The 17,446-nt window shown below is 43.9% G+C and carries 12 protein-coding genes; 6 read left to right on the top strand and 6 right to left on the bottom strand.

Annotated elements, in window-relative coordinates; all coding sequences use genetic code 11:
* Nucleotides 1-168: 168 nt before the first annotated feature.
* Both rpsO and pnp read left to right on the top strand, forming a co-directional pair.
* Nucleotides 169-441 (top strand): 30S ribosomal protein S15, encoded by a 273-nt coding sequence (gene rpsO / locus ACX0G7_RS00745; RefSeq protein WP_458921485.1) that lies wholly within the window; start codon nucleotides 169-171, stop codon nucleotides 439-441.
* A gap of 177 nt (nucleotides 442-618) precedes the next feature.
* Nucleotides 619-2,754 (top strand): polyribonucleotide nucleotidyltransferase, encoded by a 2,136-nt coding sequence (gene pnp / locus ACX0G7_RS00750; RefSeq protein ID WP_458921486.1) that lies wholly within the window; start codon nucleotides 619-621, stop codon nucleotides 2,752-2,754.
* Between the two features lie 86 nt (nucleotides 2,755-2,840).
* Here the strand turns inward: pnp and cls are convergent, their stop codons facing one another.
* Nucleotides 2,841-4,328, bottom strand: a complete 1,488-nt coding sequence (gene cls, locus ACX0G7_RS00755) for a cardiolipin synthase (RefSeq protein ID WP_458921487.1) — start codon at nucleotides 4,326-4,328, stop codon at nucleotides 2,841-2,843.
* A 52-nt stretch (nucleotides 4,329-4,380) separates the two neighbouring features.
* On the opposite strand from cls, the gene prmA reads away from it, so the two are divergent.
* From prmA to ACX0G7_RS00775, 4 genes are all read left to right on the top strand, one after another.
* Nucleotides 4,381-5,214: a 50S ribosomal protein L11 methyltransferase gene (gene prmA / locus ACX0G7_RS00760; protein WP_458921488.1), complete on the top strand. Its 834-nt coding sequence runs from the start codon at nucleotides 4,381-4,383 to the stop codon at nucleotides 5,212-5,214.
* Nucleotides 5,215-5,272: 58 nt separating this feature from the next.
* On the top strand, nucleotides 5,273-5,935 hold the full coding sequence (plsY, locus tag ACX0G7_RS00765; RefSeq protein ID WP_458921489.1) for a glycerol-3-phosphate 1-O-acyltransferase PlsY: 663 nt from the start codon (nucleotides 5,273-5,275) through the stop codon (nucleotides 5,933-5,935).
* Nucleotides 5,936-6,099: 164 nt separating this feature from the next.
* On the top strand, nucleotides 6,100-6,915 hold the full coding sequence (locus ACX0G7_RS00770) for a M48 family metallopeptidase (RefSeq protein ID WP_458921490.1): 816 nt from the start codon (nucleotides 6,100-6,102) through the stop codon (nucleotides 6,913-6,915).
* A gap of 170 nt (nucleotides 6,916-7,085) precedes the next feature.
* The gene (locus ACX0G7_RS00775; protein WP_458921491.1) at nucleotides 7,086-7,526 is read left to right on the top strand and encodes a hypothetical protein; all 441 of its coding nucleotides are present in this window, start codon (nucleotides 7,086-7,088) and stop codon (nucleotides 7,524-7,526) included.
* 165 nt (nucleotides 7,527-7,691) lie between these two features.
* On the opposite strand, the gene ACX0G7_RS00780 is transcribed toward ACX0G7_RS00775, so the two are convergent.
* From ACX0G7_RS00780 to ACX0G7_RS00800, 5 genes are all read right to left on the bottom strand, one after another.
* On the bottom strand, nucleotides 7,692-9,119 hold the full coding sequence (locus ACX0G7_RS00780; RefSeq protein ID WP_458921492.1) for a TolC family protein: 1,428 nt from the start codon (nucleotides 9,117-9,119) through the stop codon (nucleotides 7,692-7,694).
* Nucleotides 9,120-9,169: 50 nt separating this feature from the next.
* Complete coding sequence (locus ACX0G7_RS00785) at nucleotides 9,170-9,832, bottom strand: ABC transporter ATP-binding protein (RefSeq protein WP_458921493.1); 663 nt, start codon at nucleotides 9,830-9,832, stop codon at nucleotides 9,170-9,172.
* A gap of 41 nt (nucleotides 9,833-9,873) precedes the next feature.
* Nucleotides 9,874-12,342, bottom strand: coding sequence for an ABC transporter permease (locus ACX0G7_RS00790; protein ID WP_458921494.1), 2,469 nt, complete (start codon nucleotides 12,340-12,342; stop codon nucleotides 9,874-9,876).
* Nucleotides 12,343-12,551: 209 nt separating this feature from the next.
* Nucleotides 12,552-14,963 carry an ABC transporter permease gene (locus ACX0G7_RS00795; protein WP_458921495.1) on the bottom strand — a complete coding sequence of 804 codons (2,412 nt, stop codon included), beginning with the start codon at nucleotides 14,961-14,963 and terminating at the stop codon, nucleotides 12,552-12,554.
* A gap of 77 nt (nucleotides 14,964-15,040) precedes the next feature.
* Nucleotides 15,041-17,431, bottom strand: coding sequence for an ABC transporter permease (locus tag ACX0G7_RS00800; protein ID WP_458921496.1), 2,391 nt, complete (start codon nucleotides 17,429-17,431; stop codon nucleotides 15,041-15,043).
* Nucleotides 17,432-17,446 lie beyond the last annotated feature (15 nt).

Consider the following 17,446-nt stretch of genomic DNA (forward strand, 5'->3'; position numbering starts at 1 on the left):
ACCCGTAAAAATATGTTTTTCCGGGTATCAAATTCCCAAAAAAGACGCGAAATAACGCTGGTTAATGGACAAATTGGCCACACAATAGATCAACAATTGATAAATTTCCGTACCTTCGCCGGCAATTTATAGATGAATTAATTTGGATGTTTCTAAAAAAAATTTGAGATGCCGTATTTAACAAACGAAAAAGTTTCGGGTATTTTTTCACAATTTGGTGGTAAAGCCACTAACACAGGGTCTATCGAAGGCCAGATAGCGCTCCTTACCGAGCGTATCAACAGTATTTCTGATCATTTGCGTAAAAATCAAAAGGATTTTTCTACTCAGCGCGGGTTGATGAAATTGGTCGGACAGCGTAAAAGGCTTTTGAACTATCTGAGCAAAAATAACCTTCAGGGTTATCGCCAGCTGATTGAAAAACTTGGAATTAGAAAATAATTATTCGTCATTACGATAGTGATTATATAACACCATTCCCAACTGAATGCTCAGTTGGGAATCGTTGTTTTGTTTAACTCCGGGTTTTATTTCGAAATTTGTTTTTTCACTGGATTTCCGGCCTTCATCATTCCCACCTTCGCCTGATCGCCGGTAATTTTAAACGTAATTGAATTTATGCTTTCCCAACCAATCAGTTCGAGTTTCGATATAGGAGGTGGCAAAATCGTCACCATCGAGACCGGCAAATTAGCCCGTCAGGCAGATGGTGCTGTAACTGTCCGCCAGGGCAATTGTATTTTATTAGCAACAGTAGTTGCCAACCAGGAGCCAAGAGAGGGCCAGGATTTCTTTCCCCTTTCTGTTGATTACCAGGAAAAATTCGCGGCTGCGGGTCGTATTCCAGGATCTTTTTTTAAGAGAGAAGCCAGGCTCAACGACTATGAAATTCTGACCAGCCGTTTAATTGACCGTGCCCTTAGACCTCTATTTCCAGAGGATTATTTATGTGATGTACAGGTACTTATATCGCTTATCTCAAGTGATATTGAAGTTATGCCTGATGCTCTCGCCTGCCTTGCAGCTTCCGCCGCACTTGCCGTCAGTGACATTCCAATCAAAGAAATTATTAGTGAAGTCAGGATAGCCCGGGTTGACGGTCAGATGATCGTAAACCCAAGCCGGACAGAACTGGAAAAAGCTGATATGGAGTTCATTATAGCCGCTACAGAGAAAAATCTGATGATGGTTGAAGGTGAAGCGAAAGAATGCTCCGAAGAGGACCTTATTAAAGCACTTGAATTGGCCCATGATGCAATCCGGATTCAGATCAAAGCCCAGGAAGAACTTAGGACTAAAAAAGGTGTAACTACAAAACGTGAGTATACCAAACCCGTTCAAAATGACGAATTACTTGAAAAAGTTAACGCCTTTGCAAAGGATAAAGTCTACGAGATAGCAAAGTCCGGGAGTAGCAAACATGCGCGCACAGAAGCTTTTGCAACGTTCAGGAAAGAAATGATGGAAACCCTTCTTGGTGAAGAGGCAACTGAAGTTGATAAGAAACTTTTGAAAAAATACTATGAAGATCTCAAATGGGAGATAGTCAGGAATATGATCGTGGATGACAATGTGCGTCTTGATGGACGCAGGTTGGATGAAGTTCGTCCCCTGGCGATGGAAATTGATGCATTACCAACGCCGCATGGTTCGGCTTTATTTACAAGGGGTGAAACCCAATCACTTACAACGGTAACTTTCGGGACACCATTAGATGAAATACTTGTTGAAAGTGCAGCAAAATCCGTAGACTCTAAGTTTTTTCTCCATTATAATTTTCCTCCGTTCAGTACAGGAGAAGTCAAGATGATGCGCGGTCAGAGTCGCCGTGAGGTAGGACATGGTGCACTTGCGATGCGCTCCCTGAAGCAAATGATGCCGGGTTCTGATTATCCATATACAGTACGTGTAGTCAGTGACATCCTTGAATCAAACGGATCTTCTTCGATGGCCACTGTTTGTGCGGGATCACTTGCATTAATGGATGCCGGTGTTCCTTTGCCGAAGCATGTAAGCGGAGTTGCCATGGGTCTCATTACCAGGAACAGCGATGGCAAATATGCGATCCTGACAGATATACTTGGAGATGAAGATCACCTGGGAGATATGGACTTTAAAGTCACGGGAACCCGTGATGGTATCTGTGGTGTGCAGATGGATATTAAAGTAGACGGTCTTAGCATGGATACCATGAGACAGGCACTTGCCCAGGCACGTGGCGGACGTCTCCAGATCCTTGATGCCATGTATGAGTGTTTACCTGCCGCCCGCACTGAGGTTAAGCCACATGCGCCCAGAATGGAGAAACTGTTTATCGATAAAGAATTTATTGGTGCGGTTATCGGACCCCAGGGTAAGATCATCCAGGAAATTCAGCGTGAGACAGGAACTACCATCAACCTTGAAGAGGTTGGTAATTTTGGAGAGGTCAGCATATTCAGTCCTGCCAAAGAGGGCCTGCAAAAAGCTGTCGCCTGGATCAAGGGTATCGTTGCCATGCCTGAAGTAGGAGAAACTTATGAAGCAAAAGTTAAGTCAGTAATGCCTTATGGTGCTTTCGTTGAGTTTATTCCTGGCAAACAGGGTCTGCTTCATATAAGCGAAGTGAGCTGGAAAAGATTGGAGACGATGGAAGGAGTGTTGAAGGAAGGGGATACCATTAAAGTAAAACTTATCGGGGTTGACAACAAAACCGGCAAGTTCAAGCTTAGCAGAAAGGTACTGATGCCAAAACCTGAGCAAAGAGAAAGTTAATCAACAGACTCGTTTATATTGAAAATGGCGGCCGGCTTTGGTCGCCATTTTTATTTTCAGCTATCCTGCAAGGTTGGGCCGCTGAATCAAAGCAAGGCAGACAAAAGCCGGCAGCAGGACTCTAACATCTTTCTTGACCGGGGCCGTTTTTGCCATTGTTCCAGGTTCAGCTGAACGCTGTTTCTCATATCGTTCATGAACGCCTCTTTGAGCTCACTATGAATCTCATGATCAAATACCACGGCGTTCACCTCAAAATTCAGATCGAAGCTCCTGATATCCATATTGGCTGTTCCAACCATTGAAAGGGAATGATCCGCTATGACAATTTTAGAATGATTGAATCCTTTTTTGTACAGGTATATTTTTACACCCGCTTCAAGCAGTTCTTCATAATAAGACATGGCTGCGGCATTCACCATCTTTGAATCTGAAATGCCCGGAACAAGCAGCCTGACATCCACCTTCCCCAATGCTGCTTTCTTGAGTGCGTTCAGGATACTTTCGTTGGGAATAAAATATGGTGTGGATATATAGACATACTCCCGCGAATTGTTGATAGCGGCAAAATAGCTAAGCATAATACTCGCGCGGTCAGAATCTGGTCCGCTGTAGGCAACCTGTACCAGTTGTGTTCCATTACCGTTGTACTCAGGAAAATAGCCGCCGGCAAGATCAACTTCTTCATCACAACAAAAGTTCCAGTTCAGGAGAAACAGGTATTGAAATAACTTGACCGAATCTCCTTCAATCCGGAGATGCGTATCGCGCCAGTATATATGACCCGGCTTTTGGATGCTGTTGTCGTATTTGTCTGCAATGTTAATACCCCCGGTGAAAGCAATCACCCCATCTACGATGATTATCTTCCGATGATCGCGATAGTTGTTCCGGTTTGCCAGTAAATGAAAATAAACCTTGTAAAACGGGAATGCCTGGACCCCGGCCTCAGCCAGCTCATTCAGATAACCCTTTCCGAGATCGCTTCCGAAATCATCATACATTATACGAACCTCCACACCTTCCCGCCTCTTCCTGATCAACAGGTCTTTTATAATATTCGCGAGGCGCCCCTCTTCAAAAATGTAGTACTCAATATGGATATGATGTTTTGCATTGGCAATTGCCTCAAAAACTTCAGGAAATTTTTCTTCCCCGTTATGTAAGACCTTCACTTTATTGTTGACAGAGATGGGTAGCTTGCTATCGTTGACGAGCAGCCGAACAAGCTGGGCGTTTCCTTTAATTGTTCCCATGTGACTGGCAAGTACTTCCTCAGACAGGCGGACCATGTAATTTCCGAATCGCTCTGAATTCTGTTGATCGGTCAGCCATTTCTTTTTATAGATTTTTTTCTTACGGTAGTTTTCACCGAAAATGAAATATACCATAACGCCAATGTAAGGAAGCGCAAAAAACATAAGGAGGTAAGCCAGCGTTTTTGAAGGACTGCGGTTTTCAGAGATGACGAGCAATGCCATAAAAATGCTGAGCAGATAGCCTGCGACCAGAATGATAGTAGTCAGATTAAGTATAAACCACGAAGAGGCCAGAAAATGATGAAGCAGGTACATACGAAATGAAGATACATTTTAGAATATTATCTTCGTCACTACACAGACAAAAATGGATTCATTTATAAAACTTTCGCTGATCACGCGCAATGCTGCAGAAAAGGATCTTCTTATAGGTATCATGAGCGAAGCAGGATTCGATGGATTCGAAGAAGAACAACATACACTGCACGCTTATATTTCTGCTGACATTTATGATGAGATGGCCGTGAACAACCTGTTGCGGCCGCATGGGATTTTATTTTCAACTGAGTTGTTGCCGGTAAAAAACTGGAACGATGAATGGGAGAAAAACTTTCAGCCGGTGCCGGTGGATGACTTTTGTTGTATCCGGGCATCCTTCCATCCCGCCCAGCCTGGGGTGAAACACGACATAATCATAACACCCAGGATGAGTTTCGGAACCGGGCACCATGCGACCACATACCTGATGATCCAGCAAATGGAAAGCATTTTTTTTGGAAAAAAGACGGTGTTGGATTTTGGAACAGGCACGGGTGTACTCGCGATTCTTGCCGAAAAGCTGGGTGCAGATGATATACTTGCCATCGATAATGATCCCTGGAGCATTGAAAATGCGGGTGAAAATATCGTTGAAAACAACTGCTCAAAAATCAGGATTGAACTTTCGGGAATCATCGCCACGGCTAATCAGTTCGATGTTATCCTGGCTAATATCAACAGAAATGTATTGTTGGACCAGATGCATAGTTTGTCGCAACATTTAAGGCCGGACGGCGTTCTCTTAATGAGTGGATTGCTAAGCGGGGACCGGTTTAAAATTGAAAGCGCGGCAAACGATTCCCTATTGGTGATAACCGGCGAGAAAGAAATGAATGGCTGGATCGTTTTAAGGCTAATACGCACTGATAATCAACAATTTTAATAGAAGGGTAAGCGATATTTTTGTATTTTCGTTATCCAACTTTAACTAATACTATTCAATGAAAGAAATTTTACTCATTGTAATAGCATACCTGATTGGCTCAATTCCAACCGCAGTATGGGTAAGTAAACTGTTTTTTGGCATTGACATCCGTGAGTATGGCAGCGGCAATTCAGGAGCTACAAATACATTCAGGGTCTTAGGCTCCAGGTGGGGCGTATTTGTAATGTTAATGGATGTTCTTAAAGGGGTAGCTGCTACCAGCCTTTATATACTCCTTCCTTATTATTTAACAAGCGAATGGGATCGTACCAACTTCATGGTCGGTTTAGGTCTCGCAGCGGTGCTGGGGCATATTTTCCCCATATGGGCTGACTTCAGAGGGGGTAAGGGCGTTGCAACATTATTTGGGATGATCCTCGCCATTCAACCCCTGGTTGCTGTTTGCTGTGTCGGGGTTTTCCTTCTTGTTTTATATCTCACGCGGTTTGTTTCATTGAGCTCGATCCTGGCAAGTATCGCATTTGCCGTCTTTATCTTGTTTGTGTTCAACGAAAAGGAAACGCTCTACCGCGGATTTGCCATAGCAGTCACACTGCTGGTGGTTCTCACCCACCAAAAAAACATCGGTCGTCTGCTGAAAGGCAGCGAAAGCAAGGTTCCCATTCTTAAACATCGGGACAGGAAAAAGGAGAGGAGAAGAGCATCAGATTCCATCTGAATCGGGATTGGCTGACTAACACTATACCCTGCGTCCGGGGCCGCAGGTATTGAATTTTAACGTCTTATTGCAACTGCTTTAGTATAATTTAGGCGTTTAGTGAGCCTGTTGGCTTTTTGCTTGGTACACTTTTTTTAAGCATTGACGAAAGATTAATTCAAATTATGAAGAAAGGTATTTCAAAAATATTGATCGCAGTTACTACAGCTTTGGTGTTCACATCGTGCGCAGAGAACGCAATCACGGGACGCAAACAGCTCGCGCTTCTTTCAGATGCGGATCTTACGAACATGGCGAAACAGGAATATCAGACATTTCTTTCCCAGAACAAGGTAGTCAGCGCAAGCGCGTCAAAGGATGCCGAGATGGTGAAAAGGATAGGCCAGCGCCTTACAAACGCTATTACGAAATATTACTCTGAAAAGGGCCTCTCCAAAGAACTGGAAGGATATGCATGGGAATATAACCTGGTAGATTCCAAGGAAGCAAATGCCTGGTGTATGCCCGGCGGTAAAATCGTGGTTTACACCGGATTATTGCCAATCACACAGAACGAGGCGGCACTCGCGGTTGTTATGGGTCATGAAATTGCGCATGCCCTCGCTAAACATGGTAATGAGCGTATGAGCCAGACTATGGTGGCGCAGGGCCTTGAAATAGTCGGTGGGGTTGTGACTTCCGGTAACTCGCAGGTTAGTAATATTTTTAATAATGTATATGGTCCGGCTGCGCAGGTTGGTGTTTTACTTCCCAATTCAAGGAAACAGGAGCTGGAAGCTGATCGTTACGGACTAATCTTCTCAGCTCTTTCCGGCTATAACCCACAGGAAGCAATTGCTTTGTGGCAGAGAATGGCCCAGGCAGCAGGTGATTCCAAACCACCTGAGTTCTTAAGCACTCACCCTGCGGAATCCACGAGGATACAGAAACTTCAGCAAATGATGCCGGAGGCTCTGAAATATTATAAGCCAATGAACTAGGGTAGCACCTTAGATTAGAATTGATATTGCTCAATTAATCTGTTGTTTTACTGATATATTCTTTGCTAAAACGTTTTTTTTAAGGCAAAAGTTTTAACTACGACCGGGATTGCATACCTTTGCACTCCCGTTTGTATTTAAACCTAAGCTTTACTTAAAACTTCTTTTGCATGACTCAAAATTTGTTAGAGAAGCTTCAGCTTCAGGAAGAGAAAAATGTTTTGATCCAGGGACTGCCATCATCAATTGAAAAGCAGTTTGTTAAATTATCTTTCGCCAAGAGCATCACCCCACTTTTAAAGAGCCGGAAAATTGATTTCGCACTGATTTTTGCAGTGAACGAAAATCAGTTGAGTTCTATTTTGAAAGAGGTGATTCCATGCTTGCAGGCGGCAGGAAAATTCTGGATAGCATACCCGAAAAGCTCTTCTAAAATTGTGACCGATTTAAACAGATCCTGTAGTTGGAACTGTGTAATGAATGCCGGTTTTGAAGGTGCGGCTGAGATAGCCCTGGATCATGTGTGGACAGCAATGCGTTTCGACAGGTGTGAACCTGTGAAGCCTGCGGTAGTTAAAGCTAAAAGGAGAGTAGCAGCACTGGCTGACTGATTGTTTCAAACTTATTGGTTAAAAAAGATGGGGTCCGGTTAAACGGCCTTACATCACGAACGAAAAAAGCGCAAATTACTTTGCGCTTTTTCGTTTTATATGGGGAGGCTTAATGGCTTGTTCCGCTATGTGCAGGATGACCGGATCAGATAATCCGGACGATTTTTACCATAGTGGTTTCACCTGGTAGTAATCCAGGATTTTGGTTCTCAATACATAATCATATTTTGAAATAATCAGGTTAACATTAGCCCTGTCCAGGAAATTCTTCGACGTAAGATATTCGACCGAGTTGATGGCTCCCGCATTGAACTTTACCTCCGCGGCCCGGAATGATTCGCGGAAAGCAGCAACCTGCTTCGAAGTGGCATCATAACGCTGACGTGCTGCCGTCATATTGAAATAAGCCTGTTCAATAGCTTGTCTTAGCCGAACACGGGTATTCTCTTCAATGATCTCGAAATTTTTCCGGTCCAGCTTCGCAGTTGCCACCCGGTTCCTGGCCGTCAACCCGTTTAAAATCGGAATCCTGAGTCCGACTCCGACCCCGGTGCCATAGTTGTTTTTGAATTGATCCCAGTAACCGATCCTGTCAGACGCAAAATTATCACGTCTTACCAATACCGGTTGGTTGGTGCCTTTTACAAAGCCGACCGAATCATTGGTATAACTCAAAAATGTTTGTGTGCTGGCTGAACTGGAGTAATTGGTTGAAAAGTTGCCATAGAGGCTCAGGACAGGATACATGTCTCCCCTGGCAACACTTACTGCCTTGTCTGCACTTTTTGTTCGGAGCACTGCAGCTCTTACTAAAGCAAGTTCAACAATGGCCTTATCATATATCGACTGGATATCTCCCTCATATTGCACCGGTAGTTGGTCGGCCGTTAGCCTTTCAACCTGGAGCGCCCTTGAATAAGGCACATTCATCAGCTGGGCCATGCGCAGCTTGTTGCTTTCAAGAACGTTGCGGGTATTCACAGCGGTTAGTTCGTCGCTCGCCAACTGACCACGGAGATCATATAAAAGATTTGGAGCGATGGCGCCTTCCTCGTTCATAATTTCCAGCCTGGCAACCTGTTGCCTTGTTACATCTGCCTGGGTGATCGCCTGGGTGAGCTGGTCTTCATTGTTTAGGATCTGCAGATACGTCAGAATGATATCCAAGGTAAGATTATCCTTCATTTGCTGGTATTCCAGCTTGGCCGCCTCGTACGCGTAATTATTAAGTTTAATGTTATTCTGGATCAACAGACCGTTGAACAGAATGATGCCGCCATTAAGATTATAACTTGCATTGGTCAATGACTGATCAACATAGGAGTTGGTGAATGGATCGATGCTCCGTCCCTGGTTGATCCCGTGATTGATGTCAGCATTAAGATCAGGCAACATATTGGTTCGTGCCTGGCGAAGATTTACCCGCTGCCTTTCCATGGCTATGTTGCTTTGCTGAACCTCAAGATTGTTTTTGATGGCGATCTCAACAGCCTGTTGTAAAGTGAGTTTCTGACCAGGAATAGAATCCTGTCCGAATGAAATGAATCCTGATATAATGAGACATAACAGCCCCATCATTTTACGCGTAACCATAATGATATTCTTTAATTGTTTTAGTTTCCCTGGCTCCTGTTCTCACTATTTTATTGTTCAATTCTTCCATCGAGAAGATTGACGATCCTGGAGCCATAGGTTGCATTTTTTTCTGAATGGGTTACCTGTATGATTGTTACTCCATCCTTATTCAATTCCGTAAAAAGGTCCATGATTTCCTCGCCCTGCTTCGAATTAAGGTTCCCTGTTGGTTCATCTGCAAGCAATAAGGCCGGTTTTGCAACAAGTGCCCTTGCGATACCCACGAGCTGCTGCTGCCCACCTGAAAGTTGGGTAGGAAATAAATCCTTCTTCCCTACGATCTGGAAGCGGTCAAGTACATCCGCAACAATCGCTTTTCGTTCACTGCCCTTGATGTTCTGATAGATAAGCGGAGTTTCGATGTTTTCGTAAACGGTCAATTCATCTATAAGATGATAAGCCTGGAACACAAAACCAATATGTTGTTTGTATAAAGCAGAACGTGCCTTCTCCTTCAGGCTTGTCACATTGTTGTCCATAAATGTGTATGTGCCTTCAGACGCATCATCCAGCATTCCGATAACATTCAGCAATGTTGATTTACCGGAGCCCGAGGGGCCCATGATAGAAACGAATTCGCCTTGTTTGATGGTCAGGTTAATGTCTTTCAATAAAAAAACCCTGTTGCCTGCTACGTTGATCCATTTGGAAATATGTTCTAGTGAAATCATGCTGATTGGTTAAGTAAACTTTAGAATTTTATGAAATCGAATTATTCGGAACGTAGGCTATCTACGGGATTTGCGGCTGCTGATCTGATTGTTTTTATACTCAGAATTAAAAAAGCAATGATAATAAGAATCGAAGCGCCGGCAAGAAATATCCAGGGATTCAAAGGTGCCCGGAAAGGGAAATCTGCCAGCCACTTGTGACAAGCCCACCATGCGACCGGTACTGCAATAAGACACGCGATTATGACCAGCTTAAGGAACTCCCTGGACAACAGGTTAACCATCTGGGTTATGCTTGCACCGAGCACTTTACGGATACCAATTTCCTTCTGACGCTGGTTAGCTGTATAGATTACAAGGCCCAGTAAACCAAGACAACTTATAAAAACTGAAAGTGCAGTGGACCAGTTTAATAACTTTCCCAGCTGTTGTTCCCTGATGTAAAAATCTTTGATGCTCTGATCAAAAAAAGTATAGGTGAAGTCAGCATCCGGATAGATCCCTTTGAATTTTTTTTCTATCCCGGAGATTGTTTGCTTTTGGTTTGCGGTTGCTGTTAGCGCTGGTCTTAGCTTAATCTGCACATATCGCGCGACCCTCGGTATTGCCCTGAGGGCCATTGGACGAATCTCGGATTTTGACGAAGAGAGATTGAAATTTTTCATTACACCGGCAACCATGATCTGATCCTTATCTTTTTGTTTTCCAAAACGCGCACCTACTGCGTCAGCAGGATTGGGATAGCCCATTTCTTTGGCGAGGCTCTCGTTGATCAGAAAAGCCGAAGTACTGTCTGATGCGGTCAGGTTGCGTCCAGCGAGCAGTTTGATACCGAATAGCCTGATAAAGCCGGAATCAGCATTCCTGATCTCTACATTAAGCTCAGTTTCCTTGCCTTCCCTGGTGAATTTGTAGGTGCTTGACATGGAACCGCTGATGGCTGGCTTATCACCGGTACTTATCATCTCAATTCCGGGTACAGATTTCAATTCATTATAAAATAAACTGATCTTATTGTCCGGCCGGTAATAATCAAAGGGAACAGGAACAGTGATAATATTTTCTTTCGTGAAACCCATATCCATATTGATTGAATAATGGATTTGTCTTCCTACAACTATAGTTGCAATAATAAAAAACTGTGCAATTATAAATTGCGATACGGTCAGTGCCTTACGAAGCCATGCCGTTCTTGATTGCCCGGTGTTTGCGTAAGCCTGGTTTTTCAGGACCAACACTGGCTTGAATCTGGAAAGAACCAGCGCGGGATAAAAACCTGCAAGTAAAGTAACAACAAGAACAAGTACCGGGACAAAAACAGCAATCTTGCCTAAAGACGAATTATCGAATGACAAACCTTCAGGTGTGAAGTCTTTGAAGATGTTCAATAGCAGTGGAGTCAACAGAACCGCGGCTAGTGCCGCTATAACCGTTAGCAAAAAAGTTTCACTCAGAAACTGGCGGATAAGTTGTTTTCTTGTACTACCGATTGTTTTCCGTATACCTATCTCCTTTGCACGACGTGCTGCCTGTGCTGTGGAAAGATTGATAAAATTTATACAACCCAACAGCAGGAGAAACCCGGCCAGGATCATCAGCCCGTTCAATGTTGATCTGTCAGCCGGCCCACCATACTGTTGGTTGAAGTGGACGTCGGCCAAAGGCTGCATAATAAACCTGGTAAAGTTCTTTTTTGGATCAACTCCGGGTTCTGGTTTTTTATACTTAACCAGCAAAGCCTGCAACTGCTTTTGAACAGACATCGCAGCGGTACCGGGTGCAAGCTTAACATAAAGCTCGTTACTGGATGAAACCGATCCCCATTCTTCAGGATCAGTGGGATCAAAATAATTGGTTAAACCCGCGGATTTGATAGTAGGAAGAGAAATAAATTCCTGGTGATCGAGGTCAGTTTGATTTTTATTGTCAGCCATTACCCCGGTCACCCGCACGGGTATGGTATCATTATAATACAGAATAGAACCAGGTACCTGGCTTATCGGAATGGCAGGAAAATACAGACGGGCACGTGATTCAGATATTATACCGACGTTTGGCTCCTGGTTCATTCCGCGCACGGTACCAGCAAGAAGTTTTCTTTCGAAAATGGAGAAGAAATCTTCATCCACAAATCCGATGCGGGTTTGCTTTTTGAAGGTGATTTTTTTTGCATTTCCAGCCCGCTCTACTGAAACCTGCGGTTCGAAAAGGATTCCAAGTACCGCCGTCGATGCTTTGAGTCCTGTCACTTCATTTTTGATCGCCGTGGTAAGCGGGGATGGTACTCCGGAGTTTTTAAAATCAGTTTCAGCAAACCGAAGATGGGTGACCACCCTGTAGAGCCGGTCATTATCCTGGTAATGTTTATCAAATCCTAGCTGATACTGAACAATCAGGTAAATAACCAGTGCTGCGCTTAAACCGACAGATAACCCCAGGATATTGAGCGAAGAGAGAAACTTATTCCTCGTTATGTTTCGGAAGGCAACCTTGAAGTAATTTCTGAGCATCCGCTGAATTGATTTGTGCCCTATCTTATAAACAATGATATGCCAGTTTGTAAGTCAATGATCTTCATTTGGTTAAGTCTCAAATCAATACGAATCAGTTCGTTTTCGATACAAAAACTGTCCGATAATGAACACACCTGAAATGGTGAGGATAACTGCAAAACGTTACGGTCCAGTGGTGATCGGGAAACAGGAAAAAGCACGGCTTCTCAATCCGCTTTTAAATTCTTTATAGGGTTTGTCAGCGCTACCTTCATTGCCTGGATGCTCACCGTCAGGAGGGCTATAAGCAGGGAAAGGGAGCCTGCTACCACGAAGATCCACCAGCTAAGGCTGACCCTGTAATTGAAGTTCTGCAGCCAGTCTGACATTACCAGCCACGCCAGAGGTGCCGCGATCAGGAACGCTATAAATGCAAGTTTGACAAAATCCCTGGACAACATGGAGGCCAGCTGGATCAGCGATGCGCCGAGCACCTTACGAATCCCGATTTCTTTTATACGCTGCTGTGCGGCATAAGAAGATAAACCAAACAAACCCAGGCAGGCCAGCAGAACCGCCATGCCCGCAAATACGTTAAGGATTTGACCCATCTTCATCTCTGAATTGTACATTTTGTTGAAGTCTTCATCAAGAAAATGGTACTCGAATGGACGATGAGGAACCAGTTCTTTCCAGGTTGCCCCTATAGCCGCGATGGTTTGAGGGATATCCTTACCGTCAAGCTTTATCATCATGACATTAAACCAGGAGCCAGGGAACAGCACAAGTGGCTTTATGGTAGTGTGCAGAGATTCGAAATGAAAGTCTTTTATTACACCCTTTACAAACCCGGGCCGGTCATCACCGAGGGACATTTTTTTTCCGATTGCCTCTCCGGGAGTCCAGCCAAGTGCTGCAGCGGCTGATTCATTAATGATGAACTGATAAACATTCTTTGACCCATCCTCGTTTGCTATATCCTTCATGTCCTGCAAATTGTAGTCGGAGCCGGCGACTAACTGCAAGCCCGTGGTCTTTATAAAGTCCGGGTCGACGGGATTAGCTGTTACACCCATTTCTTTTGCACCGGGCATCATATTATTTTTCATGGAGTAACCACCCTGGATATAGTTTGGAGTGTTATAAGCCGTTGCTACCTGTTTTACATGGCCATTCTTTTTGAATTCAATTTTCAGCAGGTCGATTGCTTTCACAATTTTCCCGTCAGTGGGAAGTACCAGTACCTGGTCGCGGTCATAACCAAGCTTTTTATTCCGGATAAAGTTTAGCTGATGTTGAATCGTAAATGTTGCGATGATGAGAAATACAGAAATGACAAACTGGAAAACAGTGAGTGATTTCCTTAACCAGAGTCCTGAGTTTGTATTTTTGAATGCACCTTTCAACACTTTAACGGGATGGAAGCCTGAAAGTATCAGTGCGGGATAACTTCCGGCAAGTAAACTTATGATGGTTATGATGAGCAGACCAGTCAACAAAACAGCGGGATCAACAACATGAGATGTGGTGAGATTTTTATCCGCGAGGCTGTTGAACCAGGGCAAAACCAGTATCGCGGTTGCAATGGAGAGCAGTAATGCAATGAATGATACAAGCACTGACTCGCCGATAAATTGCCAGAATATCTGCTTCCTGATTGCTCCTACAACTTTTCGTATACCTACTTCTCTGGCTCTTTCCATTGACCTGGCGGTGCTAAGATTAATATAGGTAAAACATGCGATGGCCAGTATCAATAAAGCAATACCTGCCATCACGTAGATATATACGATATTGTTGTTTGGTTCAAACCCATCGTGGGGCGAATGAAGGTGCACTTTTGTATAAGGCTCGAGGTAGAAGTTTAACGATACAGTTGGTTCGTTTGCGAATTCCTTTTTCATAAAAGGCGGAATCTTCCGGGAAAGCGATTCAAATGAAGAAGGATCCTTCAATAACAGATATGTCGTAAAGTTGGCATTCCACCATGTTTCCTCCTGGGCAGGGCCAAGAGATGAAAAGGAGGCAACCATATCAAACTTCAGCTGTGAATTGGTCGGACAGTTTTCCATCACACCGGTCACCAGGTAGTCAGTAGCGTCTGAACCGGTTTTTAGTATTTTCCCAACAGGACTTTCGTTCCCAAAATACTTTTCTGCGGCATCCTTAGTGAGCACTACGGTCTTGGGCGCATTCAGCACCTGGCCTGGCAGCCCTTTCAAGAGCCTGAATGAAAAAACATCAAAAAAAGTGGAATCAGCAAACAGAAACCGCTTTTCATCAAAAAGTTTATCTCCATATTTTACAACTCTTGCAGTTCGGGTCATTCTGACTCCGGATACTACTTCCGGAAACTGTCTTTTAAATTCCGGAAACACCTTTGTGCTCGTGAAAGTTCCCGCCTTACCATCACTACCAATCTTATACTCCATAATAACGCGCGCAATACGATCGCCATTCACCTGGAACCTGTCGTAGCTAAGTTCATGTTTTATGTATAGCGCTATGAGCAAACAACAACTCAGACCTATGGTCAATCCTGTGATGTTGATGGCAGAAGACACTTTATTTTTTCTTATACTTCTCCAGGCAATTTTCAGGTAGTTCTTAAACATATAGTTGGTGTACACTTTAAGCATTGGTTAACTGATCTGAGACGAAGTTTTAGGAGCCAATGTTACATCAGAACGAGAATATCCCTGGCGATTTTGTCGTGCTAATCTGCTTTAAGACTATTAACCGGGTTTGCAGTAGCTGCCTTTATTGCCTGGTAGCTGATAGTTATGATGGCAACCGAAAGGGCAAGCAAACCTGAGGCAATAAAGACCCACAAGCCGATATTGATCCGTGTATTATAATCCTTTAGCCATTCATTCATCAGCAGCCAGGCAACCGGTGATGCAATCAGGATAGCAATACAGACGAGTTTTACGAAATCACCCGAGATCAGGGAGACAATACTTTGCACCGATGCCCCGAGCACCTTACGTATTCCAATTTCTCGTGTACGTTTCGAAATAGTTGCGGCAGTCAATCCCAGGATTCCCAGGCAGGTGATGAAAAATGTCAATGCGGAAAAAATGCTGATTATTTGCCCGAACCTAAGGTCCGACCTGTATTGCCGGTCGATCAGTTCATCCAGGAAAAAATATTGAAATGAATTCTCCGGGAAGGTACTTTTCCATATGCTTTGTATACCTGCTATGGTTTGTTCAATATTTTTGGTATTTATCTTGAGAGAATAGTAACTATCGTTGGCTTGAGAATAAGTATGAATGATAGGAAGCATTGCATTCTTTACGGACCCTTGTTTATAATCCATAATCACTCCGACTACCGTTGAAAATTTTACACCCCTTCCGCCATAGGTGATCTTTCCCCCGATTGCCTGTTCCGGGGATGCATAGCCGAGTAGGCGGGAAGCCTCCATGTTCAGTAATACCTCGTTCCGCTGATTTCCCGCTCTGAAATTGCGCCCGGCCGCAAGTTTTATCTGCATGGACGGAATAAAATTTTCATCAATATCATAATTGCAGTAGTTGAGACCTGATTCAAGATTAGTTCCCAATTGTACGATACCGGTCGTGGTATTGAGCTGATTAATATTTTCGCCAGGCACGGCACCGCTTGATGAAACCATGCTGACGGCTCCAATATGCAGAAGCCGGGTTTTGAAATTTTGTACTTTCTGCATATGTACTGAGTCAGGCTCCGAATTCATAGGACCTTTGAGAACGAGCAATTCACTTGCATTCATTCCCTTATCCTGGTTTCGCATAAAGGTTACCTGCCTGTACACAACCACCGAAGCAATTAAAACAACAATGGAGACAGTAAACTGGCCGACAACTAATCCTTTCCTCATCCAGGTGCCGGTGACGGACTGGGTGAAACTCCGGCGGATAACGGCAGTGGGTTTAATAGAAGAAAGCACAAATGCGGGATACAGCCCACTTAACAATGCGTTTACCAGGAACAGAGTGGAAAAAGCCCACCAGAACGATGATTCAAGAAATATATGTTGCCTGAAGCTCCTGCCGGTTAACGTTAGATAATAGGGATAAGCGATTTCAATCAGCAGAAGAGCAAAAAGGAAAGCCAGTATGTTGACGATAAATGTTTCGCCCAGATACTGTTGTATCAATGATGATTTTGATGATCCCAGGAGTTTCCTCATACCTGCCGCTTTCGCCCGGTCGGAAGCATTTGCTGTAACAAGATTTACATAATTTATACAGCCTATGACTACAATCAGCATTGCTACAACAGTCAAAAAATTTACCGTCTTTATATCGCCATTAATATCTGGTTCGAAGGCACGGTTTGAAAACAAATGGATATCACTTATACCCTGGGCAACGAGGTTCTCGTGTTTGAGTCGCGCCTTAGCAAACAATCCCAGTTTGTTGTTCAGGCTTTGAAGATCCGTTTCTTTTTTCAGTAACAGGTAAGTGAAGTTGTTATTGCCTTGCCAGGTGGATGTGTCACCCCCGATTGTCGGAACAGAGTTGAAAGAAACCAACAAGTCAAAACGAAGGTGAGTATTTAACGGGACATCCTCCAACACACCCGTAATCACCATGGGATGGGTATTCACTTTGATCACTTTACCTATAGCTTTTTCATTCCCGAATAAACGCTTTGCCATTGTTGCGCTGACTACGGCCTGCATCGGCGCGGACAATGCGGTCCTGGCATCTCCCTCAATCAGCTGGTAATCGAACACAGAAAAGATGCTTGGATCTGTCGCATACAATTTCTCAAGGGCGAACACCTGGTTTGTTTCCTTCACCTCAACCGGACTGTAGTCCTGTAACCTGACAAAATCAACCACCTCAGGAAATTCTTTCTTCAGCGCCGGACCAAGGGGTGGATATGTTTCACAATCAGTACCGATGATCTCGGGACCGTTATACAGGTCGATAGTCAATCGTGCAATGCGGTCAGCTTTGCTATGAAAACTTTCATAGCTTCTTTCAAACCTGATATAATGCAGCAGCAACAAAAAAGCAGCAGCCGCTATTCCAAGACCGCAGACATTGATAAATGTGTTGCCCTTTGAAAACTTCAGGCTCCTGAAGGCATGCAATAAATTTCGTTGTAACATAAGTGCCTTTGATTT

It is taken from the genome of Flavitalea antarctica, from assembly GCF_054461535.1.